Annotated in this window: 23 protein-coding genes; 11 read left to right on the top strand and 12 right to left on the bottom strand. The window is 52.8% G+C overall.

The window, feature by feature from the left end; genetic code table 11:
* Positions 1-85: 85 nt before the first annotated feature.
* Complete coding sequence (locus tag ACA046_RS10515) at positions 86-1477, top strand: aldehyde dehydrogenase family protein (RefSeq protein ID WP_497676432.1); 1392 nt, start codon at positions 86-88, stop codon at positions 1475-1477.
* A gap of 34 nt (positions 1478-1511) precedes the next feature.
* Here ACA046_RS10515 and ACA046_RS10510 read toward each other — a convergent pair whose 3' ends face one another.
* Positions 1512-2150, bottom strand: coding sequence for a TetR/AcrR family transcriptional regulator (locus tag ACA046_RS10510; protein ID WP_497676431.1), 639 nt, complete (start codon positions 2148-2150; stop codon positions 1512-1514).
* Positions 2151-2279: 129 nt separating this feature from the next.
* Here ACA046_RS10510 and ACA046_RS10505 point away from each other — a divergent pair, with 129 nt between their 5' ends.
* Positions 2280-2936, top strand: a complete 657-nt coding sequence (locus tag ACA046_RS10505) for an O-methyltransferase (protein WP_497676430.1) — start codon at positions 2280-2282, stop codon at positions 2934-2936.
* A gap of 98 nt (positions 2937-3034) precedes the next feature.
* On the top strand, positions 3035-4246 hold the full coding sequence (locus ACA046_RS10500; protein ID WP_497676429.1) for a YeeE/YedE family protein: 1212 nt from the start codon (positions 3035-3037) through the stop codon (positions 4244-4246).
* A 117-nt stretch (positions 4247-4363) separates the two neighbouring features.
* Here ACA046_RS10500 and ACA046_RS10495 read toward each other — a convergent pair whose 3' ends face one another.
* Complete coding sequence (locus ACA046_RS10495; RefSeq protein ID WP_497677064.1) at positions 4364-4711, bottom strand: c-type cytochrome; 348 nt, start codon at positions 4709-4711, stop codon at positions 4364-4366.
* Between the two features lie 117 nt (positions 4712-4828).
* Between ACA046_RS10495 and ACA046_RS10490 the strand changes: the two genes are divergently transcribed.
* Positions 4829-5392, top strand: a complete 564-nt coding sequence (locus ACA046_RS10490) for a hypothetical protein (RefSeq protein WP_497676428.1) — start codon at positions 4829-4831, stop codon at positions 5390-5392.
* Here ACA046_RS10490 and ACA046_RS10485 read toward each other — a convergent pair.
* The 4 genes from ACA046_RS10485 to ACA046_RS10470 all read right to left on the bottom strand — a co-directional run bounded on the left by ACA046_RS10485 (position 5389) and on the right by ACA046_RS10470 (position 7948).
* On the bottom strand, positions 5389-6282 hold the full coding sequence (locus tag ACA046_RS10485) for an alpha/beta hydrolase fold domain-containing protein (RefSeq protein ID WP_497677063.1): 894 nt from the start codon (positions 6280-6282) through the stop codon (positions 5389-5391). The two genes, ACA046_RS10490 and ACA046_RS10485, sit on opposite strands and share 4 nt — an antisense overlap.
* 146 nt (positions 6283-6428) lie before the next feature.
* On the bottom strand, positions 6429-6869 hold the full coding sequence (tspO, locus tag ACA046_RS10480; RefSeq protein ID WP_497677062.1) for a tryptophan-rich sensory protein TspO: 441 nt from the start codon (positions 6867-6869) through the stop codon (positions 6429-6431).
* A gap of 125 nt (positions 6870-6994) precedes the next feature.
* Positions 6995-7156, bottom strand: coding sequence for a hypothetical protein (locus ACA046_RS10475; RefSeq protein WP_497676427.1), 162 nt, complete (start codon positions 7154-7156; stop codon positions 6995-6997).
* Between the two features lie 90 nt (positions 7157-7246).
* Entirely contained in the window at positions 7247-7948 is a 702-nt protein-coding gene (locus tag ACA046_RS10470; RefSeq protein WP_497676426.1) for a hypothetical protein, read from the bottom strand.
* A 131-nt stretch (positions 7949-8079) separates the two neighbouring features.
* Here ACA046_RS10470 and ACA046_RS10465 point away from each other — a divergent pair, with 131 nt between their 5' ends.
* The 3 genes from ACA046_RS10465 to ACA046_RS10455 all read left to right on the top strand — a co-directional run bounded on the left by ACA046_RS10465 (position 8080) and on the right by ACA046_RS10455 (position 9414).
* The gene (locus ACA046_RS10465; protein ID WP_497676425.1) at positions 8080-8352 is read left to right on the top strand and encodes a DUF3630 family protein; all 273 of its coding nucleotides are present in this window, start codon (positions 8080-8082) and stop codon (positions 8350-8352) included.
* A 321-nt stretch (positions 8353-8673) separates the two neighbouring features.
* On the top strand, positions 8674-9006 hold the full coding sequence (locus ACA046_RS10460; RefSeq protein WP_497676424.1) for a DUF6124 family protein: 333 nt from the start codon (positions 8674-8676) through the stop codon (positions 9004-9006).
* 171 nt (positions 9007-9177) lie between these two features.
* A complete protein-coding gene (locus ACA046_RS10455) occupies positions 9178-9414 on the top strand; it encodes a hypothetical protein (protein ID WP_497676423.1) in 237 nt (78 codons plus the stop codon).
* A gap of 123 nt (positions 9415-9537) precedes the next feature.
* Here the strand turns inward: ACA046_RS10455 and ACA046_RS10450 are convergent, their stop codons facing one another.
* Positions 9538-9771 (bottom strand): hypothetical protein, encoded by a 234-nt coding sequence (locus ACA046_RS10450; protein WP_003214497.1) that lies wholly within the window; start codon positions 9769-9771, stop codon positions 9538-9540.
* A gap of 431 nt (positions 9772-10202) precedes the next feature.
* Between ACA046_RS10450 and ACA046_RS10445 the strand changes: the two genes are divergently transcribed.
* Positions 10203-11801, top strand: a complete 1599-nt coding sequence (locus ACA046_RS10445; protein WP_497676422.1) for a hypothetical protein — start codon at positions 10203-10205, stop codon at positions 11799-11801.
* 75 nt (positions 11802-11876) lie between these two features.
* Here the strand turns inward: ACA046_RS10445 and ACA046_RS10440 are convergent, their stop codons facing one another.
* Together ACA046_RS10440 and ACA046_RS10435 are read right to left on the bottom strand one after the other, a co-directional pair.
* Positions 11877-12623 (bottom strand): HIRAN domain-containing protein, encoded by a 747-nt coding sequence (locus tag ACA046_RS10440; protein WP_497676421.1) that lies wholly within the window; start codon positions 12621-12623, stop codon positions 11877-11879.
* A complete protein-coding gene (locus ACA046_RS10435; protein WP_497676420.1) occupies positions 12616-13599 on the bottom strand; it encodes a HipA domain-containing protein in 984 nt (327 codons plus the stop codon). Before ACA046_RS10435 ends, ACA046_RS10440 begins: the two co-directional genes overlap by 8 nt.
* 699 nt (positions 13600-14298) lie before the next feature.
* Between ACA046_RS10435 and ACA046_RS10430 the strand changes: the two genes are divergently transcribed.
* Positions 14299-15210 carry a hypothetical protein gene (locus ACA046_RS10430; protein WP_497676419.1) on the top strand — a complete coding sequence of 304 codons (912 nt, stop codon included), beginning with the start codon at positions 14299-14301 and terminating at the stop codon, positions 15208-15210.
* Positions 15211-15878: 668 nt separating this feature from the next.
* On the opposite strand, the gene ACA046_RS10425 is transcribed toward ACA046_RS10430, so the two are convergent.
* Positions 15879-16832 (bottom strand): hypothetical protein, encoded by a 954-nt coding sequence (locus tag ACA046_RS10425; protein WP_497676418.1) that lies wholly within the window; start codon positions 16830-16832, stop codon positions 15879-15881.
* Positions 16833-17085: 253 nt separating this feature from the next.
* Here ACA046_RS10425 and ACA046_RS10420 point away from each other — a divergent pair, with 253 nt between their 5' ends.
* Positions 17086-17706 carry a tyrosine-type recombinase/integrase gene (locus ACA046_RS10420; protein ID WP_497676417.1) on the top strand — a complete coding sequence of 207 codons (621 nt, stop codon included), beginning with the start codon at positions 17086-17088 and terminating at the stop codon, positions 17704-17706.
* Between the two features lie 188 nt (positions 17707-17894).
* Here ACA046_RS10420 and ACA046_RS10415 read toward each other — a convergent pair whose 3' ends face one another.
* Positions 17895-18317: a GNAT family N-acetyltransferase gene (locus ACA046_RS10415; RefSeq protein ID WP_497676416.1), complete on the bottom strand. Its 423-nt coding sequence runs from the start codon at positions 18315-18317 to the stop codon at positions 17895-17897.
* Between the two features lie 91 nt (positions 18318-18408).
* Positions 18409-18924: a hypothetical protein gene (locus tag ACA046_RS10410; protein ID WP_497676415.1), complete on the bottom strand. Its 516-nt coding sequence runs from the start codon at positions 18922-18924 to the stop codon at positions 18409-18411.
* Between the two features lie 617 nt (positions 18925-19541).
* Between ACA046_RS10410 and ACA046_RS10405 the strand changes: the two genes are divergently transcribed.
* On the top strand, positions 19542-20486 hold the full coding sequence (locus tag ACA046_RS10405) for an EamA family transporter (protein ID WP_497676414.1): 945 nt from the start codon (positions 19542-19544) through the stop codon (positions 20484-20486).
* Positions 20487-20491: the final 5 nt, after the last annotated feature.

Here is a 20491-nt window from a genome sequence, read left to right as displayed (position 1 = left end):
CGTATTGCTTAATATTATTCAGTTTCCGAAAAAGATACAGCCCCGTACGCTGGCCTCCATCCCATTCACTGCGCAGGACGGTGCCATGAACTCCATTTCCTCCCAGACCCACGCCTTGTCGATCAACCCCGCCAACGGTGAAACGGTCGCCAGCTACCCATACGAAACCGAGGCGCAGCTGGATGCCGCCCTCACCCGTTCGATCAACGCCTTCCGCAACGGCCGCACTACCCCCGTCGCCCAGCGCGCCGAGTTGCTGCTGGCCCTGGCCAGCACCCTGCGGGACCAGGCCGAAGAAATGGCCCAGATGATCACCCTGGAAATGGGCAAACCCATCGCCCAGGCCCGTGGCGAAATCGAGAAATGCGCCCAACTCGCCGAGTGGTACGCCGCCCACGGCCCGGCCATGCTCGCCCCGGAAGCCACCCTGGTGGACAACGGCACCGCCCAGATCGAATACCGCCCGCTGGGCCCGATCCTCGCCGTGATGCCGTGGAACTTCCCGGTGTGGCAAGTGCTGCGCGGCGCCGTGCCGACCATGCTCAGCGGCAACACCTACGTGCTCAAACACGCGCCTAACGTGATGGGCAGCGCCTACCTGATGAAACAAGCCTTCCAGCGCGCCGGCTTCGCCGATGGCCTGTTCGAAGTGATCAACGCCACCCAAGACGGCGTGTCCAAAGCCATCGCCGACCCACGCATCGCCGCCGTCACCCTCACCGGCAGCGTGCGCGCCGGCATGGCCATCGGCTCACAGGCCGGTGCCGCGCTGAAGAAATGCGTGCTGGAACTGGGCGGCTCCGACCCGTTCATCGTGCTCAACGACGCCAACCTCGACGAAGCCGTGCAAGCCGCGCTGATCGGCCGCTTCCAGAACTCCGGCCAGGTGTGCGCCGCCGCCAAGCGCCTGATCATCGAGGAAGGCGTGGTAGAAGCCTTCACCGCCAAATTCCTCGAAGCCAGCCGCAACCTGGTGATGGGCGACCCGACCGCCAGCGAAACCTACATCGGCCCGATGGCCCGCTTCGACCTGCGGGACGAACTTGACGGCCAGGTCCAGGCCACCCTGGCTGAAGGCGCCACCTTGCTGCTGGGCGGCCATAAAGTCGAAGGCGCAGGCAACTTCTACGCACCCACCGTGCTGGCCAACGTCACCGACCAGATGACCTCGTTCAAACAGGAACTGTTCGGGCCGGTCGCCTCCATCATCACCGCCCGGGATGCAGAGCACGCCGTGGCCCTGGCCAACGACAGTGAATTCGGCCTGACCGCCAGCGTGTTCACCACCGATCCGGAAAAGGCGCGCCACATCGCCAACCAACTGGAAACCGGCGGGATCTTTATCAACGCCTACAGCGTGTCCGACCCTCGGGTCTCGTTTGGGGGTGTGAAAAAGAGTGGTTTCGGGCGGGAGTTGTCGCACTTTGGTGTGCGGGAATTCTGCAATGCGCAGACCGTGTGGCTGAACCGCCGCTAACGCAAGCGCTGCAAACGATGGCCCGCCCTGCGGGTCATCGTGCTGTCTGGTTAAGCACCGTCACATACGCACCGAACATATCCGCCATCGCGTCCGCGTAGGCGGCAATTTGCGCCTCGGTGCGCGGGCTTCCCGAGAATTCCTTACCCACCGAACTGAAGGTGGTGACGATCAAGTCGCACGCCAGGGCGCGAGTGGCGTCAGGCACCTGCGGCAGCAATTCAAGCATGAACGTCTGGAAGATCCGTTGACCTCCCGCCCTCACCTCATGGGCTTCGGGCGCATCTCGATAAAGCGGTGCCGCGTCGCTCAAGGCGACCCGCATCTGCGCCTCCTCACACTCCGAACGAATAAACGCATGCACCAACGCCCGCAGTCGCTCAAGCGGCGGCTGGCTCACGTCCTCCAGAATCCGGCTGAGCATTTGCGAGGTTTGCTGCCATTCATCGGTCTGCAACCGGAACAGAATGGCCGCCTTGTTAGGGAAGTATTGGTACACCGAACCCACACTCACGCCCGCCTTCTCAGCAACCCGGGCGGTGGTGAAACGGCTGGCACCTTCCTTGGCCAAAACCTGAATAGCCGCTTCGAGAATGGCCGACACCAACTCGGTGGATCGCGCCTGTTTGGGCTCTTTGCGTGAGGAAATCTGCGAGGTCTGGCGATCGGTCATGGGGCTTGCCTGCTGCGGTTTGAATGCGAATAGCGAATGTGACGAATTGTTCGCATACTTTAAATGCGACGAATCATTCGCATACTAGCCCGGCGCCTCACGGCGCTCAACCTGCAACAGGACCTCCCCATGAATACGCTTACCTCGGCCCCGATGGCGGCTCTGATTGAACGGCTGTACACACAGGCCGATGCCGTCACGAGCCCCGTCCTCACCAACGTGACACCTGAAGAACGTGATCGCCTGATGCGCAGCAAAACCGACTACCTGGAACTCTACGGGATGCTGAAAGACCTGTGGCTGCCCGTCTCCCGCGACACCGGCACCCTGCTCTACATGCTGGCCCGCAGCACCAAAGCCCATGCCATTGTCGAGTTCGGCACCTCGTTCGGCCTGTCCACCCTGCACCTGGCGGCCGCCCTGCGGGACAACGGCGGCGGCGCGCTGATCAGCAGCGAGTTCGAGCCCTCGAAGATCGCCCTCGCGCGGCAACACCTGGAGCAAGGCGGCGTGAGCGACCTCGTGGAGATCCGCCAAGGCGATGCACTGGTCACCCTGGCCAGCGGCCTGCCCGACAGCGTCGACCTGCTGCTGCTCGACGGCGCCAAAGCCTTGTATGGCGATGTACTGAACCTGGTGGAAAGCCGCCTCAAGCCCGGCGCATTGATCGTCGCCGACAACACCGACTACTGCCCCGACTACCTGGCCCGTGTGCGCTCCCCGGCAAATGGCTACCTGTCGGTGCCGATTGGCGACGACGTCGAGCTGTCAGTTCGCCTCGGCTAATGCCCCTCATCGGAGGATTCGAGACGCCAGTGGAAGGGTGCGAGGTTTATACTCGGCACCCTCGCCTTTAACCCACGGCCTACGAACCGAGATACCCGATGAGCCTTTCCCTCTCTACAACCCCTGCGCGCAAACCGCTCGCGCCCCTGCTGGCGTTTGTCATCCTGCTGCTGGGCGCCGCCTTCCTGCAAAACAGCGTCGGCTCGCGCCAAGTGCTGTTGCTGGTGGTCGGCGCCGCACTGGGCCTGACGCTGTACCACGCCGCTTTCGGCTTCACCTCGGCCTGGCGAGTGTTCATCACCGACCGGCGCGGTGCGGGCTTGCGTGCGCAGATGGTGATGCTGGCGATTGCCGTGGTGCTGTTCTTCCCCGCGCTGGGAGCCGGTACGTTGTTCGGCCAACCCGTGGTCGGGCTGGTGGCGCCGGCCGGGGTTTCGGTGGTGTTCGGCGCATTCATCTTCGGCATCGGCATGCAACTGGGCGGCGGCTGTGCGTCCGGCACCCTGTTCACCGTCGGCGGCGGTAACGCCCGCATGCTGGTGACCTTGTTCTTCTTTATCTGCGGTTCGTTGATCGCGACTCACCACGTCGACTGGTGGTTTGCCCTTCCTTCGTTCCCGGCGGTTTCCATCGTCAAAAGCTTCGGCGTGGTGCCGGCGTTGCTGCTGAGCCTGGCCGTATTCGGCATCATCGCGGCAGTCACCGTGCGCCTGGAAAAAGGCCGTCACGGGCAGCTCGAAGCCGGCGTCACCAGCGAACACCAGGGCCTGCGCCGCTTCCTGCGCGGGCCATGGCCATTGGTGTGGGGCGCAATTGGCTTGGCCCTGCTCAACTACGCCACCCTGGCACTGGCCGGGCGGCCGTGGGGTATCACTTCGGCGTTCGCGCTGTGGGGCGCCAAGGTCGCCAGCGGGTTGGGCGTGGACGTGGGCAGTTGGGTGTTCTGGCAAATGCCGGGCAACGCCAAGGCCCTGGCAGCGCCGGTGTGGGAAGACGTTACCAGCGTAATGGACATCGGCATCATCCTTGGTGCGCTGCTGGCTGCGGGATTGGCCGGGCGTTTCGCTCCAAGCCTGAAGATTCCGGCTCGCTCGCTGTTCGCCGCGGTGATCGGTGGCCTGCTGCTGGGTTATGGCTCGCGACTGGCGTACGGCTGCAATATCGGCGCGTACTTCAGCGGGATTGCGTCGGGCAGCCTGCATGGGTGGGTGTGGTTGGTGGCGGCGTTTATCGGCAACAGCGTGGGCGTGCGGTTGCGGCCGTTCTTCTTTGCGGGCGAGCGTCCGCAGGTGGCGTTGAGTGGTTGCTAATTGATCGTTCCCACGCGCAGCAAAGGAATGCCGCCGGGGACGCTCTGCGTCCCGCTGTTGGTGACGCGGAGCGTCACGGTATGCATTCCCACGCAGAGCGTGGGAACGATCACAGCATCATCGACTTTTTGAAATCACACCACTCATGTACTGATTCAAGTCGCGGAAGTCCTGAACTTTCCAGGTGAACGGCGACAGCTTTACACCGTTCTCCCGCAACGTTCTTGGAATCAGGTCGCCATTTGGACGAAGAATGACGGACGACACGATAACGCCCGGATAATCACTCAAGCGTTTTTTGAAAGTAGCCGTTGTCAGGTCAGGCGTAGGCGGATTGCTTTTGTTGGCCAAGGGCCCTGAGCCCTTGATATCGGCTCCATGGCACATGCCACATCGCTGCACGTAGATATTTTTGCCGTTCACATTTTCCGCGAAGGACAGTGATGTTTGAACGAGCGATAACATCCCCAACGAAGCGATGAATAGTATTTTTGCTTTCACTGTTCCCTGTGACCTTGTTATATAAACCGGATGATTTTCCTTCGGGCCGCACTTGCTTGCAAGGATCGCCAAGAGAAACCAATGAACACTCAGCATGGAGCGAGTCGATTGAAAGCCTTTAGATTCCTGGCCCTTTTATCACTACCACTGTTTTCCGGGTGCTCTACCCTGGACAGCCTCAAGTCATTCACCACTGCGTATCAAGAACCGCAAACCCCGACCACCAGCAGACTTCGAGTGATCACTGACCAGGTAGTCCGGTTGATACCTGATACCCGCTGCGTCAACTGGGATTTGCCGGGGGCCGGCGCGGTCAATTCAAGGAGTTCAGCCCCGCTGAATGATCAAACCCACAATGACAAACGCTTGGGAATTCCGGGTGGCGAGGGCGCGAAAAACAGCGCTGAAGTGTATGTGCAACCCAACACGCCACTGACCGTGGTGTACTCAGGCACTGCCAGAAGGTATCAGTGCTTCTACAGCGTTTACTTTGTGCCTGAAGCCGGTGCTGACTATGAGGCAACCTCAGAGCTCTGCACGATCGCCATTCATAAGATCGTCAAGAATGGAGCCACAGGAGAAGTCAGTCGCGAGCCGGTTAAAAGCGACCAGGCAAAGGTGTGCCCCTCGGTGTCCCCTCTCTAAACCCCGACTCGAGCCGATATCCACTCACGACTGTAAGCCAGCACACGGCCCGACATCGCCGTCGGAAAATGAATAAATCCATGAGCCGCCTGCGGTAACAGATAAACCTCAGACCCCGCCCACCGCTCCGCCATCTGCAGCGTGTCATCCAACAACGGGTCCAGATCCCCCACAAACATCAGTGCCGGCGGCAGCCCCGCAAGGTCGCCATACAACGGTGACAACGACGGCTGCCGACGCTGCTCATCACTCAAGCCCGGCGTCAGCAAGCGCAGCGCCTCCACCATGCCCGGCCCATCCAGCAACAGCGTTTCCCGCTTCGCCGTGCGCACGCTCGGTGTGCCGGTCAAATCGTAGATGCCGTAATACAGCACCGTCCCGCTCACCCGCGCCAGCAACTCGGGCCATTGCTTCAGCGCCAGCAACGTAGCCGCCGCCAGATGCCCTCCGGCAGACTCGCCGACGACGATCACCGGCAGGCCGGCAAACTCCTCACAGTCCGCGAGCAACCAGCGCGCCGCAGCCAGGCAGTCGTCCAGAATCCCTTCCACCGGCGTGTTCACCGCCAGCCGGTAATCCACCGATACCACTGCCACGTCGCACGCGTTGACCATGGCCACGTTGAGGTCGTCATTCATCTGCGCATTGCCGATCACCCAACCGCCGCCATGGATATCCAGCACCACGCCCTTGGCCTTGCCCTTCGGCCGGATGATGCGCAGCGGCACCGAGCCCACCCGCCGGCTTTCTGCCTGAAGACCATGCTTGAGCAACTTGTTGCCGGCCACCATCTGGCCGGAGCGCAACAGCGCCTGGATCACCCGGGGCGTCACGCGGTTGCGGATGCGAAAGCGCGGCAACCAGGCGAGCCTTTGGTTGAAGCGCTGCATTTGCGCCAGTTCATGTTCTTCAGCAGGCCACAGCGTATGAGTTCCCAATCTGTATTTCCTCTATCTCTAAAAGAGATGTTCACCTTGGCCAGTGTGCGTGGGCATCATGGCAATGATGTTTCCGCCCTCTCCCCACGTCGCCAGGCTCAGCGGTTATTGCGCAGGATGGAGAAATTCAACGCAGCCGCAACGCTTAGCCACACCAGGTACGGGAACAGGATCAGCCCGGTGATCACATCCAGCCGCACCGTCAGCAACACCATGGCGGCGACCACCAGCCACAGCAGCGTGATGATCACCATCCCGGCAAGAATGCGGTGGGCGCCGAAGAACACCGGCGTCCACAGGGTGTTGAGTGCGATCTGCGCGGCCCATAGAGCCAGCACGATTTCGCTGCCGGGGATCAGGGTCAGGCGGTAGCCGGCCCAAGCCAGCAGCAGGTAGATGATGGTCCAGGCGACCGGGAACAGCCAGTTGGGTGGCGTGAAGCTGGGTTTGACCAGGGTGGCGTACCAGTCGCCCGGTTTGAAGATAATGCCGGTGCTCGCCGCAGCACCGCAGGCCAGAAGAAAAATAAACATCGTCACCATAATCGGTCCTTAGCTGAGAGCAGCTGCCTGGAGATGAAAGCCTTGACGGCGGTTTCAGGGTTGGACGCCCCGCGCAGCAAAAAGTGTATTTTTCTTTCCTCTGCGCCCTCGGCACAGAACGACTAGCGACCCGCTTTATCCTTATCTTCCAACGGCGGGTCTTCAACGTGTTCCCACTCCAGATACCACTCGTATATTTCGCCGTCAGCCATGAACTCATGCTTAACGGTCCAGCCGAGCGCCACCAGCTGTTGAGCTCGTTGAAGCGCGTGTGCCTTGGTCATTCTCGGAGCTTTCATAACGGTCATCGCATCGAGGGTTGCGGGTGAATTTAACGCAGCAAGCGTCTCAAATAGTCATTCATATACGCCCGGTTACTGACTTAACCCCAGGCGCTTTTTCGCCTTGTAGCAATCATTGATCGCGATCGCCTGCTGGTAATACTCCGTACGCTGCGCACGGTTACTGTCCCCCAGCAGCCGGTACATTTCAGCCTGATAATCCCGACTGCTGCCCCACTGCAACGCCATGCCCTGAGGCATCTCGGCCCTGCATTCAAGCTTCACCGCAGGCTGCGGAAAATATTGCTCATACGCGGGCGCGCCGGTCGCAATGGCCTTCAGCGTTGTCTGGAATTCCGGCGTGTCCGTAAATTCAAAGCAAAAGGATGAAAGCTGCAGTGCCGGTGGTGCAAAGCCTTGTAGGAAGCTGCTTTGGAGCAACGGGCAGGCTTTTTCCTTGATCTCGTCGACCGGGTAGAACATCACGTAGATCATCGCGAGGCGATGCTGGGCCACCGGGTGGTCCAGCGCGGCAGCTTGTTCAAGCAGCTTGATCGCCGGCTTGAGCAACTCGCCCGCCTCCTCCACCAGCACTTGGGAACGCTTTTTCTCGTCTGCGCTGGCGGTGGGGAAGTTCGCAGGCACCGCTTCCAGCTTGGCATCTGCTTGTTTTAGGTACGGCACCGCTTGCTGATAGAGGCTCTCGGCGTGCGGGTCGATGTGCGGGCTGTTGGCCGTGCACAGTTGCGGTAACAGGCAGCCCAGGAACAGGGCAATCCATAGTGGGATGTTCATAAACAGGCTTCCGTGCGGTGGGGCGTGGCTTGCCAGGGGTTCATTCCTTTGAAAGCTGCGCAGGTTCTGTCACATTCTATGACAAGCATCTCACGGCGAAACACGCCCTTTCACCCTATCGATGATCCCTTATGGAAATACAGATTTCGGAAACGTCCGACTGGCAATTGTTCGCGACCATCGCCGAAACGCTGGAGCACGGTTTGAAAGGTGAATGGACCCTAAAGGCCGACGGGCTGGATCAGCGCTATTGGGATTTGTGCGTCCAAGGCCAGACCCTCACCCTGCACCTTGAGCATTATCTGGGGATCAGCCTGCTCATGCCTGGCCAGGGCGAGAGCCTGGAGGGGTTGAGTGATTTGGGGTTGAGGGCGTACCGGCTGGTGCTTCCATTTGCGGGATAAAGGAGACTTTGCGTAAGCCGTAGCACCTTGCTCCTTTGCCTACGCTTGCGTCAGAATCCGCCGGCTTGTGCACCTGGGTGGTCATCTCTAAGGTTGCTCGGTCGCTGAAAACTCAGTGATCGGGTTTAGTAGCCTGAGTTTGGATATCTGTGCATGAGCTTCACCTTCTTCAGACAAGTTGTCTGTGCTTGATGGTGGCTGTGTGCAGGGCGCCTTCGGGCGCGCCGGCTTTAGATATCCACCGGTCTACTAACCTGTGCACAGCTGCCACCCCATCGTTTAGTAGCGACAAGGTGGCAGCCTCATCCAGGGTATCTATATATGTTCAAAATAACGCCGAATCCGCCAAACAAGCCGGATCAAAAACTCCACCAGGCTGCCCAGCGCGCCATTGATCACTACCTCAATCCCGGCACTGATACCGAGACAGCCCCAGAGGCAACCGCCCTCTTCAGCGTCACCTCCGGCGTCAGCAGCGAAATCCTGATCGCCAACAGCTACGAAACCGTTTCCTCCGTCAGCGCCCTGCTGCTCGACCTGTCCGACGAACTGACCGGCAAAGACCGCGACGTGGCATTGGCCATACACCAACTGAGCGAATTGAGTGTGCTGCTGATCGGCAAACTGATGGACCGCGAAACACCTCGGACATAGAGCCCAACGCGGTCCAGCGGGACTAGCCCTTCAACTCACCCAACCGATTACTCGCCGCGTCGTCGTATGCCACATACAGCGACTCGGCGGGAGGTACGCAGTGCATTCCGCCATTGCTGAACCCCGCCTGGTTCGTTGTAATGAGCCAAGTCGAAACCCAAAAGGTGATTCATGGAAGCTGATCCGCTATGCCTAGTATTTGTACCAGCCCTCGTAGCCGTTCTCACCGCCGCTGAAGACAGAAAGGGCTCACCTCTTACCGAGGCTGAGGTCTGTGATATTCGAGACCAGGCGGTTTGTATCACCCTTCCCTTCAGCGTTGCGCTTGATATGGAAAGGGAGCGCGGCTATGAGGATCTGATTGCGGAGAATTGCTGGAGTGAATGGCAAAACCACAAAGGTCGTTGATCTATAAAGACTGCGACGTGGCGTAGGCCATTCACCCGCTGAGCGAATCGAGCGTATAGCTGATTGGCAAACTGATGGACCGCGAAACACCTCGGGCGTAGAGCCGAACGCGGTCCTTCGGGATTAGCCCTTCAACTCACCCAACCGATTACTCGCCGCGTCGTCGTATGCAACGTATAGCGACTCGGCGATTTGGCTTTTGATGGCTTTAGCACTTTCCAGCCCCAATACAAAACCTTCGGCTTTGCCGCCTGCGCGGTTCAGGTCTTCTTTGGTGTCAGCACCGGTGATGGCGTCGAGGAGTTTGATGGCCTGAGGACCTACGCCTTTTGGGAGGCTGATTTGGTCGATGCTCATTGGGATGCCTCGGATGAGATGCGGGATAGGGTGGTACGAGCTAAAGAGGTCATTGGGCGATACCTTGAGATTGAGGTCGGTAGCGCGTGGAACCACTGCCGGGGATGGCATGGTAGACCGGTATGGGGATTAAAGGGCTGGTTTCGGCCAAATGCGGATCTTGGAAAGCGACCGCCACCGGCCAAAAAGGATACCTCCCGTACATTGATGAAGCCTCAAGAGAAGAAAGTCCTTTTGATTGCTTCCTCCAAACCCCATCGTCAGTCTGACGCTTACCGAGGGGCGGTATATAGCAGCGATTGCACTGTCGTCCATCATCGAGCGTACGCCTAGCTGGGAACCGTGCTGACGAAAGAAGAAGGTACCACCTTTACCCACACATCAGCATAAAGGCATAATGCCATCTTTATTCTACATATGGAGATGTACAAATGCTTGTTTATGCAAATAGATTCGAATTTGAACCCGAAGAGGGCGTTGAACAATTAATTAAAATCATCGCGAGTTGGACAGGACGGAAAGCCAGAGGATACGTAGATCCTGCAAGGTTAATTCGAGGGATAAGCAGCCTCACTATAAAGGAATTCGCGATTAGTTCCTGGTCAACAATTGGCTCAGATGAGCAGGCTACGTTTCCTTTCCTATTCAGCTTCCGGCTTGTGCATCAAGACGAGATCATTAAGGGCCGCCAGTGGATAACAGAGGTGGGCGTACGCCAAGCTGAATATGGAGGTGTAGTTGATTGTTCAGTTTTGCTGAAAACTGATGAGGTTAGCGCAAAGGTAACTGCTCCTATAAAAGTTACCAGACCCAAACTTGTTGCTGAGCTAGTTGAAAAGTGCAGGCCTATCAATGGTACGCCTGGGCTATTTATAAAAAACCTTACGACAGAAACCGCTGATGCCTTTCTACAGGAAATAGAAAAAACCTCACGCAAAAATGCGATTATTCTAATAAGCTCTAAAGACGGCGCCTTTTTTATCGATCCCGAAATATTGAGACGCCAAGTACTCGGACTAGCTCAAGTAGTGGTTATTCCATCCCACGTTGACACATTCAAGCTCGAAGAGATTGTAGGTCGAAGATTTACAGCTTTCGCCGGTGCTACAAAGGTGATTTTTCCTGGCCGAACTACTACAAATGGAGTGTTTTGCGAAACAGCCATCTTCATGCCAGATAATTTTCCCGAAAAAAGTAGAGAAGCGATAACAATTGAGTCAGAGATTTTAGCTGCTATTACTCACAGAAGTAACGTTTCTCTTTCTAGAAAGCATGTTTCGATTGAAGCGGTACGTTTCGAGGTTTTGAGGTCTAAGCTGGGGCACGCTGCAGCACAAGCTAAAAGCACAGACAGTTCAGAGGAAATCAAGTACTTCGCTGACTTGCTTGACGAGGCTGATAGGGAACTAGATGCGAAGGGCCAAGAAATTGAAATATTGAACCAACAATTGGAAGAAATGGAATCAGAAGCAAGAAAATCTCAGGCTACCATCGACGCTTTAAAGCATCAAATATCTGGCCGTCAATCAAATGAATTTGACGAAGATGAACTAGGTGAAGTATTTTTTTATATCAGAAACACGCTATCAGCTTTAAAAGCCGGATGTGCGAAGCTTGAAGATGCTTTGAGACTTGTAAGCGTTTTATATGCAGACAGAATAGTTGTGCTTGATACGGCTTTCTCGTCAGCCGCAGAATCCGATAAAGCCGGATTTAACCATACTTCCAAAGCTTATGAATTACTAACTCGCCTAGTCACTGCATATTGGCAAGCTATGGCCAATGGACAGGGAGACCAACAAGCGAAGAATGTATTCGGATCTTCGTTTACTGCGAACGAGGCAGGCATGAGTAACGAAGGAAAAAAACGTAGAATATTTAACTATAGAGGCCATGATATATTGATGGAGAGACATCTTAAGCATGGAGTTAAAGATTCTCTGGCGGAAACCTTAAGGGTTCATTTTGACTGGGTAGCAAAAGATAACAAAATCGTAATAGGCCACTGCGGAAAGCACCTGGATTTTTAAAGTTTCGCTGCTCCTTCTTCTAGTCCTTCGCGTTAATGAGCGCGAAGGAACTTTTTAATTGAGAAAAGTAGCATGCTAGCACGAAGGTGCTAATGATTGATACTTATAGGACTGAAATGGTAGAAACCCATCTGGCCATGGTGTTACAGATTCGCAAAACACTCGGTATTGTTCAGGAGCACTGAAGTTAACTTTCAGGACAGGGATTTGCGTGACTAAGTTATTGTCATTCACTCCTAGCAAACGATTGACTCTAATTAGATCTTCATTTAAGTAGCGAGGATAATATCCGAGCCTGTGACCAGATGCTGGATTAATAATGGCGATGGCGTTAGAGTCTGCTCGATTATTGTCCTCAATCACACACGATAGCAAATCTCGAGAATCCAAGGTAATTAAATCTTGCTTTGCTGCATCAGAAGTATAAGCAACACCGCTAATAAAAAACTTCAATCTATATTCGTTACTAAGCGATTTTTTAGGGATTTTTACGATCCTGAAGTTGTCTGTCTTTTTAGAGCCACCAGACGCGCTTAGAATATCTAGTGGATCATGAGCACCAGGCATCATATCTAACCAAGAAAGCATGGTGTAATATTCGGGGCGCCGTTCAGGAATGATACGGTTTTGGAAAAAAGGGAACAACTCATGAGAAACATATTCTTTTTCTAGAATACTCATGCGCGGAAAAGGTATAAAGTTTTTGTGGAGAGCTCCATGTGTATAAGAAAAAATATAAACACCATGTAACTCTGTCAGCTTGGCAACAGGCTCCCACATCGTTGTTTCAGGGTCTTGCCAAATGACGAATGCACTATTCATATGTCTTAATCTGCCGCTTTCTAAATGATGAATCCAAGTTGTCCTTGAAAAAAGGTATAAGTTTCATCATATTCGACTTGTTACAAATAAGCATTTCAAGGGCAAATTTTTTAGATACATTGCTCATTATTTCCACAGGCACTGGCGCGATAATATCTTGCATTTTCTCAGCAGTCAATCCATCGAGCTGTTCTAGCCAACTCAGCGCAGCTTTTGGATTAAGTATTCCGAAGTACTCAAATGCTTTAAAAGTTTTAAGCCTTTTTTCCTTTAGGTAAAAATAAGACCTCGCCCTTTGCACATATGTTCCGACCTGCTGGCCCTTATCAATTGAAGTGAGTCTATTTAATTTCGTTTCGTCCGATTCGTTCCTCCCTAGACCGGCTGCATGATCGAAAGAGGGTGCAAGATGAAATCTTCCTTTTCCCGTTACGATCAAGCCCCAGTTTTCGCTATGCCTATCTTGATTTGACAGAAGGGAGTCAAGCATCAAATAGCCCGTAAAAAAATCAGCTGCAGTTTTGATATTATGACGGCTGTTGAAACCCAAAGGCTTGTTTCTAATTATTCTTCTGAGAACAATATAAACATGCATAATATTTTGTTTTTCAGTTTTTTTTGCGTTTTCGATATTTACCGGAGCGCTATAATTTTTAAGAATTTCATTGCCGGTAACAAGATACGCATTATCTCTTGTAATAAAATTTCTTGTAATAACACCTCGTATTTCGTTGTCGTAAGCCAACTCATAGTCCGCACAGGGAATTAGTAACGACTTCGCAATTTCGCAAGATACTTTCTCTGACCAATCTTCGCCGTCACGCGAAACCGAATTGTTTTTAGAGTCATGAGTTTCTATAGATTTAAAAAGATAATCATTGCCGGAGCTATCAGAGCACCAATATTTGGCTTTTGTTCCTAGCGGCTCAAACTCTTCATGCTTGAAGTTGGAAATGTCGAATATTTGGTATTGCATAGCTCGCCCCAGCCTGTATCGATAGTTAATTTTTTCAAATACGGCTAGTGATCTAACGAATAGTTATGGGAAACATCGTATTGGACTACCCCTAAAAGCTGCGTATTTATGGTTCCATTTATTCTAGCATGCACCATGCTCTGAACACAGGAACTGCGATATGTAAGCACTGGACGAAATCATCTGACACCAACCGCAGATGCTCTTAATAAGATTGGCGAGTTGCACAGTACCTTCAAAAGTGGAGAGTACCCTCGTTTTCAGAGACAAGACCGCTGAAAACGATGGCCTCAACCTTCGCAGTGATCCTCGCTACACACCGTGAAGTCCACCCGTAGCCGAAAAACGGTCATTTGCGAATGGCTAATTTTGGCAAATTTCTGCCTGCGACGAAGGGTCGCTTTTGGCCGATTGCTGTCTGTCGTGAAGGGCAGAAATCGACTCTTAGTGGCTACGTACCAGATGATTGCCGTGGGCGTATAGCTGCCAGCGGTGACCGGAATAAAATGGCCGAGAATGGCCTATGGACATCCGTCTAATGAACGCATAACCTCTAACTGCAATGTCGCCTTCAAACTACTAAAATTAGCTTGATATGCATTCAGTTAAGATGGTAGTAAATATTATGCGACGCAAGCGCTTCATTCAAGGTTCTGATTATATTGCTTGATTAAAGTCACATACAACCTAAGGATTCCCATGTTAAATGCAAGTGAGACCAGAACAAAATTCAATAATGTTTGGCCTGCAAAATTTTTGTTTCCTACAGAAGAATCCGTAATTCAACGTCTTGCGAAGCATAATTTGGCATCTGTCTTTCTTCCGATTCAGCTAAAATACTCCGACAACCACGACTTCCAGACATTTCTTTCGCACTGCATTGATTCACTGGATTACCTGCCTCTCCGCCCTGACTTTTCGTTTGATCAAGTATGGAAGGCGCTTGATGCGGAGTTTTTCCGAGTGAAGGCCATCCCTGGAACTCCTGTTAATCAATCTAGATTTTCCGCGTTCTCACTACATGTATCAACTAGCACTTTCACTTCAAAGTCGCATCATGATTTAGCGGCACATATCCCTTTGCAAACTTGCGAGTTCTTTGCGAAAAGGATTCTCGATAGCACATCCAACCCAAACGAGCATTCCGAAGCCTTTACCAAAAGAGTAAAAAGCACGTTGGGCTCTGGACTGCTTAGTGATATCCACAATAAATACGACAGTGGATGGCTTACTTCGAGCAAAAGAGCTGAAACTCAAAGGAAGCTTGGAGGGTTACTCAAGATCATAATATCCGGCAGACAAGTTACGGTGGGCGCGAACACATACCAGCTCTCTGCCGATAAAGTTTCCCAGCTAATGATAAGTACAATTCTTCCGCAATTTAGAAACGAGCGGTTTCACGGAAGTGTTCGCCCTCCATTTAGGTCAAGCAAAGCGACACTTAAGACATATGCTCATGCTTACTTTTTATTTGTATATGCATATTCTTTGATGTGCGAAGTGTTCCTGTATCGTCAATTTGGTGTAGTGCAGCCAGCAGACGTGCTCGCATCTACGAAGAATAATCTCGATAGATTTCTCAAAGTTTTTGGCGACCAGTTGCAAGCCTAAAAATTATAAATTGCAATGGGTATTTCCCGAAGAATTATTGGCTCCATTGGATGGGAATTCAACGGGGTAATAGAAGTCGCTAGCGTGCGTTTCGTTAAAATGAGGTTTGAATCGACCCTATTTTTGTAGACGTATTGAATGACCGCTTCTGGCCGGTAGTTGACGCTCATGAACGACCCCTTTCGACCGATTCTGTTGAAAAAGTCGGCCATGGTTTTCGCAGCTGAAAAGTACGCGTCCGAGATTGAAATCTTTACGTTCGGTCGAGGCTTCCAGACGCAGATTTCACGCAGCAGCGTGCAAAACAGGCGTTTTCACCAGCCAATGATTAGGTCGTTTGGGGAGACTGACTTTTTCAACAGAATCGACCCAAAGCGGACATTGGCAGCGAGACACCGGAAGGGATTTCACTCCAGATTTCCAGTTGGTGACCCGGTGTCCTCACAGCAAAACTTCAGCCAATAATCCGAGTGTGCCGCTTACCATCAATCACAGTGCGCTTAACGACAGGGAGACGATCTCCAGTCCGGCACGGGAATCTATCTTCCTCGTGATCTGCGAATAGACAGCCTGCAACGGCGCGAGGCGGAGCAATGCGCACTGCTCTGCAATGCCCTAACGTACAAGTATATTTTAGAACTAGAGCTAGTTTACGTGCACTGTGACTGCTAAATATCTAAATACGCCAAGTTAACTTTTCCAAGGTAATAAAATTTTTCTATTTCGTCGTAACAATTATTAATAGTGATAAATATGTAGTCCAGCAAAAGATGTCTCTCGCTGTCGTCAAGAGCTTTTGGCGTGATAATATTCATTGCGGTACAATGCAGTGAGCGACTTGTAAATGCGTAGAGAAAATGGTAGTGCTCCGCCATCCCTATGCTTTTCGCCTTGTCAAACCAATTCCAACGTTTAGTTGACCCAAGCTCCTCTAATTTTGAAAGATCTGCTTCAGAGTGTGATTTTTTTAGATCTTCTAGATGCTTACACAGTGCTGATATGCGCTCCTCATGATATGGAATAACCTTGGTTGCTATTAAGTGAGCTTGATACGAATATCCATTGTGCTTGGCGGATGCAGCGTATATCGAAAAAGAATTACGGGCCTTAGAATCTACCATAGCACTTCGATTAGAGAGATACTCCCGTGCTTTCTTTATCTCTTCTTCAGAAGCACTACCCTGATGCACTAAGTGGCCATATTGTCCCAGATCAACTTTGTCTTCTTCGGCCAGCTCTTCGAATAGCGTTATCTCGCCTCGGGCCTTTTCAATAACTTGCTTTTGGCTTTTTAATTGCTCGTTGATTAGCTGGTAGCAAAATACCAGTCCGTAACCATGATCTTTATTGAAAAGCTTTAACCATATTATATTTTCAAAAATATTCCGTGCAAGCGCCACCAGCTCGGTATCGCCTTCTAATTTTGATGCATTGTATATATCTCGAAATTTTTCAAGTGTCCCTTCTTGAGCTTTGAGAGCCCAAGTGATTTTCGAGTTTTGGTATGTTTTATCTGTGCGTGATAGCCAATGCAGTTGGCCACGAACTTTGGCTAAAGCTAGATCATTTTTGGCGTCGATGTTGTCATGAATTTCTTCTCGTATTTTATTCAGGTCGAACATGTTTGACTATTCTCTAATAGTAGTGGGTAGAAGGTTTTTTCTTGCGTTCGATACTATGCATAATTTTATACTTCATCCTAAAAGCGCGCCATACCAAAATAATATCACTTGAAATCTGATGGGTTCAATTTTTGTGAAACGTCTGAATTTTAAGCGGACCATTGATCTGCCGTTCCGAAGGGCTGCTCTTGGCCGGTTAGCGACCGTTGTTCTGATTAGCCATCCTTGTCCTTCCCCACGTGGAGGACTTGTTATGAACATCATTGCTACCTGCAGCCGTCAGCCCTGGAACAAAGGAAAACTGGTCGGGCAGAAAACCCCACTCCGACTGAGAGATATCTGGGCCATTCGAGTAAGGCTTCAAATTGCGGAAAGAACCCGAGATCTGGCTCTTTTCGATCTGGCTATCGACAGTAAGCTTCGAGCCTGCGACTTAACCAACCTCCGCGTGCGCGATGTCGCTCATGGCGAGCACGTATCATCACGAGCCATGGTGATGCAGCAGAAAACGCAGCGGCCTGTGCAGTTTGAGATCACTGAGCAAACACGGTCTGCTCTCGCGGCCTGGATACATCGGGCCCAGCTACGCAGCGAGGACTGCCTGTTTCCTAGCCGGCTGCATACTTCAGACCATCTATCTACTCGTCAATACGCTCGTATCGTCAAAGGCTGGGTGAAAGCCGTGGGCCTTGATCCAGCCATGTATGGCACCCACACAATGCGACGTAAGAAGGCATCACTGATATATTGCAGGACGAAGAACCTGCGGGCGGTTCAGTTGCTGCTCGGCCATACGAAGCTGGAGAGCACTGCTCGATACCTGGGGATTGAGGTCGATGACGCCCTAGAGATAGCGGAACAGACTGAGGTTTGACTATGTATAGCGACGGTCGACGTCAGACCGCCGCTAACCGGTCAAAAGCAGCCGGTCGGGTCAGGCGGCTTCCGGCCCAAAGCTGACGGTGGGGATAGGTCAGAAACAGCCAGAAGCGGATGTTAACCTCATGACTAGGCGCCTACCAGCGCTCGGCGAATGCACGCGCACTGCCTTTGGGCGTATTACTAACGAACAACAACGATAGATTTCTGATACACATTCACATTGTTTCCGCTTTTTGCATTATGAAATGAGCAAGTTATTACGAAACCGGCTTCGAGAAAAGCTCTTTCACTGCCGTTGTTTCCGACACGGATTGTACATTGCAAAATTCTTGAACCTTGCTTTATGGCTACATCAGTGGCTTGTTGAATTAGCTCGCGACCGTGACCTTGTCTCTCATGCTGTTCATGCACTGTTAGATGGCAAATTTCAGATTGATACCACTGGGTCTTTTTTAACTCAACGCAAGCGACTACTACGTCGTTGTTTTTTCGAAATAGATAGCTGCCCGCAGACTTAAGGATTATGGCTTCGGTGTAATTTTGGGTGAGTTGATTTCTGCGGTTAAGCAACTCTGCAATTTGTCGGGCTTCTGAATTTTGCATGGTTTATTTTGCCAGCCAACGATTAAGCTAAAGAGCCGCGGAATGCGGCCCCAGTGAGCGAAGTGAACGGTTTGAGCGCATGGTTAGGTTATTAGACACTGCCTGCTCTTCTTCCAGGTAATTGATTATGTTTCATGTGAAAGCCATTGGGGCTGCTGCGTGCATAAATTGAAGCGAATTTTATGCCCCATGATAGATCCCTATAAAAATACAGGCGGCCAACGTTGCCGTAAAGTCCAAGACTTAATAGTGTTTCTAGATGAGTCTCAATTATTCTGTCTAGATTATCTGGAGTGTATACGGCGACAAAAGACGGAACTAAATGTTCGCCGTCAATTAAAAATGTTGATTGCGCGTACGTAATGCTTTGCCAAGCCATGCGCGTGACCTTAGACGTGGCGCCGTGAACTGTGTCAGACCATTTGCACTCAACGCCAAACCACTCATTAGTGAAGCCTGCTTCTTGCAGATGAGACCTCGCCTTAAGCATGAGGTCTATCCGAACATTTTTCTTATATATCGGATGATACCCCGGTACTTCTCGGCGAATTTCAAAATCATGCCCGACATTCTTTATTAGTCGATCTATAAGCGCTGCTTCGGACATGATAAATAAACCTAACTATTAAGTGACATGCCATGTCCGTTTCTTGTAGCGCTAGCATGTCGTACAACGTTCCTTGTCGCCCTGCATATCCTTGTCTAGCTTCGAGCTGGTCATTGCTCAGAGAGAAGGCGATATGGATGACGGCAAGCCCTGCTGCCCTCTGGAGTCGAGAGCAACATTCGTGACACTACTCATTTGCCACCACAGTGTCCACCGTCCACTTTTGGCCGAAAGCGGTCTTTCGCGAACAGCCGTTCTCGACCATCACGAATTATTCAACTTATCTCCATATTGTTGGGACAAAAGCGATCTATTCCAAATCAATAAATCCGTCCCTTTCCGACCTAGCTGCCGAAAACACGCTGGGACGCTTCCGTCAAACGTCTCATACGATCTCCTTCTAACGACCAGCTGAATTAGAGCTATCCGTCCCAGGCCCGGCGCGCCCGACGAATTTCGGTGGAAACTGCTTCAGTAGGCACTCGTAGGGAACCAAACTAAAACAACCCCTTGCTCCCTCGTACCAAACACGATACAAACCCCATCACCTAGTTGTACGACAACCTAAAAATAGTTCCCCATCCCCGACGATGGCGCCAACTCCCCGAGCCCCCACCATGACTCCCCCTGCCCCCACCCAATTCCCCCGCCACATCGCCGTCCTGATCCTCCTCTGCATGGGCTGCGCCTTCGCCGGCAACCACATCGCCGCGCGCGTAGCCTTCGACGACGGCGCCGGAGTCCTCCTGGCAATCCTCATGCGCTCCGGCGGCACCCTGTTGGTTCTGGCAATACTGGTCCTTTACCAACGCCAAAACCTCCGCCTCCCTCCCGGCGCATGGCGCTGGCAAGCCCTCCTCGGCCTGCTCATCGCCACCCAAAGCCTCTGCCTCTACTCCGCCGTCGCCCGCGTGCCGGTAGCGCTGGCCTTACTGGTCGCCAACGTCTTCCCTATCCTGCTGACCCTGCTCACCTGGGCACTCGGCGGGCCACGCCCCACCGCACGCACAGCCTTGCTGATGGGCCTGATTCTGGTGGGCCTGGTGTTCGTGCTGGACGTACCCGGCCGCCTCTCCGCCAACACCACCCTCGGCCCGCAATGGCTGGTCGGCGTCTCCCTGGCCTTTTGCGCCGCGTTCGTATTCGCCTGCGCGCTGTGGATCACCGACCACAAGTTGTCTCAGGTGCGCGGTTCAGTGCGCAGTCTGCTGACGATCTTTATCGTGTTCAGCAGCGTCAACCTCGCGGGCTTGAGCGGTGCGCTTGTCGATGGCCTGAACCTGCCGGCCACCAGTACCGGTTGGTTGGCATTGGCCACGTTGGTGGTGCTGTATGGCACGGGGTTTATCGTGCTGTTCATTTCGGTGCCGCGCCTGGATATGCCGCGTAATGCGCCGGTGATGAACATTGAGCCGCTGGCGACGTTGTTGATGGGCTGGATCGTGCTCGACCAGATGCTCAGCGCCGGCCAGGTGGTGGGCGGGGTTATTGTGGTGACGGGGATTGTGCTGCTGACTTATCGCAAGTCTGCCCAGACTGCCGTGAAGGCTCAGGTCGCATAAGCTAA

It is taken from the genome of Pseudomonas sp. LBUM1641, assembly GCF_059716235.1.
This window is presented reverse-complemented; position numbering and strand designations above follow the sequence as displayed.

What these genes read in the sequence shown, in the direction of transcription:
- ACA046_RS10515 (WP_497676432.1), top strand. Translation starts at nt 86, where the DNA reads ATGAACTCCATTTCCTCCCAGACCCACGCCTTGTCGATCAACCCCGCC.
- ACA046_RS10510 (WP_497676431.1), bottom strand. Translation starts at nt 2,150, where the DNA reads ATGACCGATCGCCAGACCTCGCAGATTTCCTCACGCAAAGAGCCCAAA.
- ACA046_RS10505 (WP_497676430.1), top strand. Translation starts at nt 2,280, where the DNA reads ATGAATACGCTTACCTCGGCCCCGATGGCGGCTCTGATTGAACGGCTG.
- ACA046_RS10500 (WP_497676429.1), top strand. Translation starts at nt 3,035, where the DNA reads ATGAGCCTTTCCCTCTCTACAACCCCTGCGCGCAAACCGCTCGCGCCC.
- ACA046_RS10495 (WP_497677064.1), bottom strand. Translation starts at nt 4,711, where the DNA reads ATGTTATCGCTCGTTCAAACATCACTGTCCTTCGCGGAAAATGTGAAC.
- ACA046_RS10490 (WP_497676428.1), top strand. Translation starts at nt 4,829, where the DNA reads ATGAACACTCAGCATGGAGCGAGTCGATTGAAAGCCTTTAGATTCCTG.
- ACA046_RS10485 (WP_497677063.1), bottom strand. Translation starts at nt 6,282, where the DNA reads ATGCAGCGCTTCAACCAAAGGCTCGCCTGGTTGCCGCGCTTTCGCATC.
- ACA046_RS10475 (WP_497676427.1), bottom strand. Translation starts at nt 7,156, where the DNA reads ATGACCAAGGCACACGCGCTTCAACGAGCTCAACAGCTGGTGGCGCTC.
- ACA046_RS10470 (WP_497676426.1), bottom strand. Translation starts at nt 7,948, where the DNA reads ATGAACATCCCACTATGGATTGCCCTGTTCCTGGGCTGCCTGTTACCG.
- ACA046_RS10465 (WP_497676425.1), top strand. Translation starts at nt 8,080, where the DNA reads ATGGAAATACAGATTTCGGAAACGTCCGACTGGCAATTGTTCGCGACC.
- ACA046_RS10460 (WP_497676424.1), top strand. Translation starts at nt 8,674, where the DNA reads ATGTTCAAAATAACGCCGAATCCGCCAAACAAGCCGGATCAAAAACTC.
- ACA046_RS10455 (WP_497676423.1), top strand. Translation starts at nt 9,178, where the DNA reads ATGGAAGCTGATCCGCTATGCCTAGTATTTGTACCAGCCCTCGTAGCC.
- ACA046_RS10450 (WP_003214497.1), bottom strand. Translation starts at nt 9,771, where the DNA reads ATGAGCATCGACCAAATCAGCCTCCCAAAAGGCGTAGGTCCTCAGGCC.
- ACA046_RS10445 (WP_497676422.1), top strand. Translation starts at nt 10,203, where the DNA reads ATGCTTGTTTATGCAAATAGATTCGAATTTGAACCCGAAGAGGGCGTT.
- ACA046_RS10440 (WP_497676421.1), bottom strand. Translation starts at nt 12,623, where the DNA reads ATGAATAGTGCATTCGTCATTTGGCAAGACCCTGAAACAACGATGTGG.
- ACA046_RS10435 (WP_497676420.1), bottom strand. Translation starts at nt 13,599, where the DNA reads ATGCAATACCAAATATTCGACATTTCCAACTTCAAGCATGAAGAGTTT.
- ACA046_RS10430 (WP_497676419.1), top strand. Translation starts at nt 14,299, where the DNA reads ATGTTAAATGCAAGTGAGACCAGAACAAAATTCAATAATGTTTGGCCT.
- ACA046_RS10425 (WP_497676418.1), bottom strand. Translation starts at nt 16,832, where the DNA reads ATGTTCGACCTGAATAAAATACGAGAAGAAATTCATGACAACATCGAC.
- ACA046_RS10420 (WP_497676417.1), top strand. Translation starts at nt 17,086, where the DNA reads ATGAACATCATTGCTACCTGCAGCCGTCAGCCCTGGAACAAAGGAAAA.
- ACA046_RS10415 (WP_497676416.1), bottom strand. Translation starts at nt 18,317, where the DNA reads ATGCAAAATTCAGAAGCCCGACAAATTGCAGAGTTGCTTAACCGCAGA.
- ACA046_RS10410 (WP_497676415.1), bottom strand. Translation starts at nt 18,924, where the DNA reads ATGTCCGAAGCAGCGCTTATAGATCGACTAATAAAGAATGTCGGGCAT.
- ACA046_RS10405 (WP_497676414.1), top strand. Translation starts at nt 19,542, where the DNA reads ATGACTCCCCCTGCCCCCACCCAATTCCCCCGCCACATCGCCGTCCTG.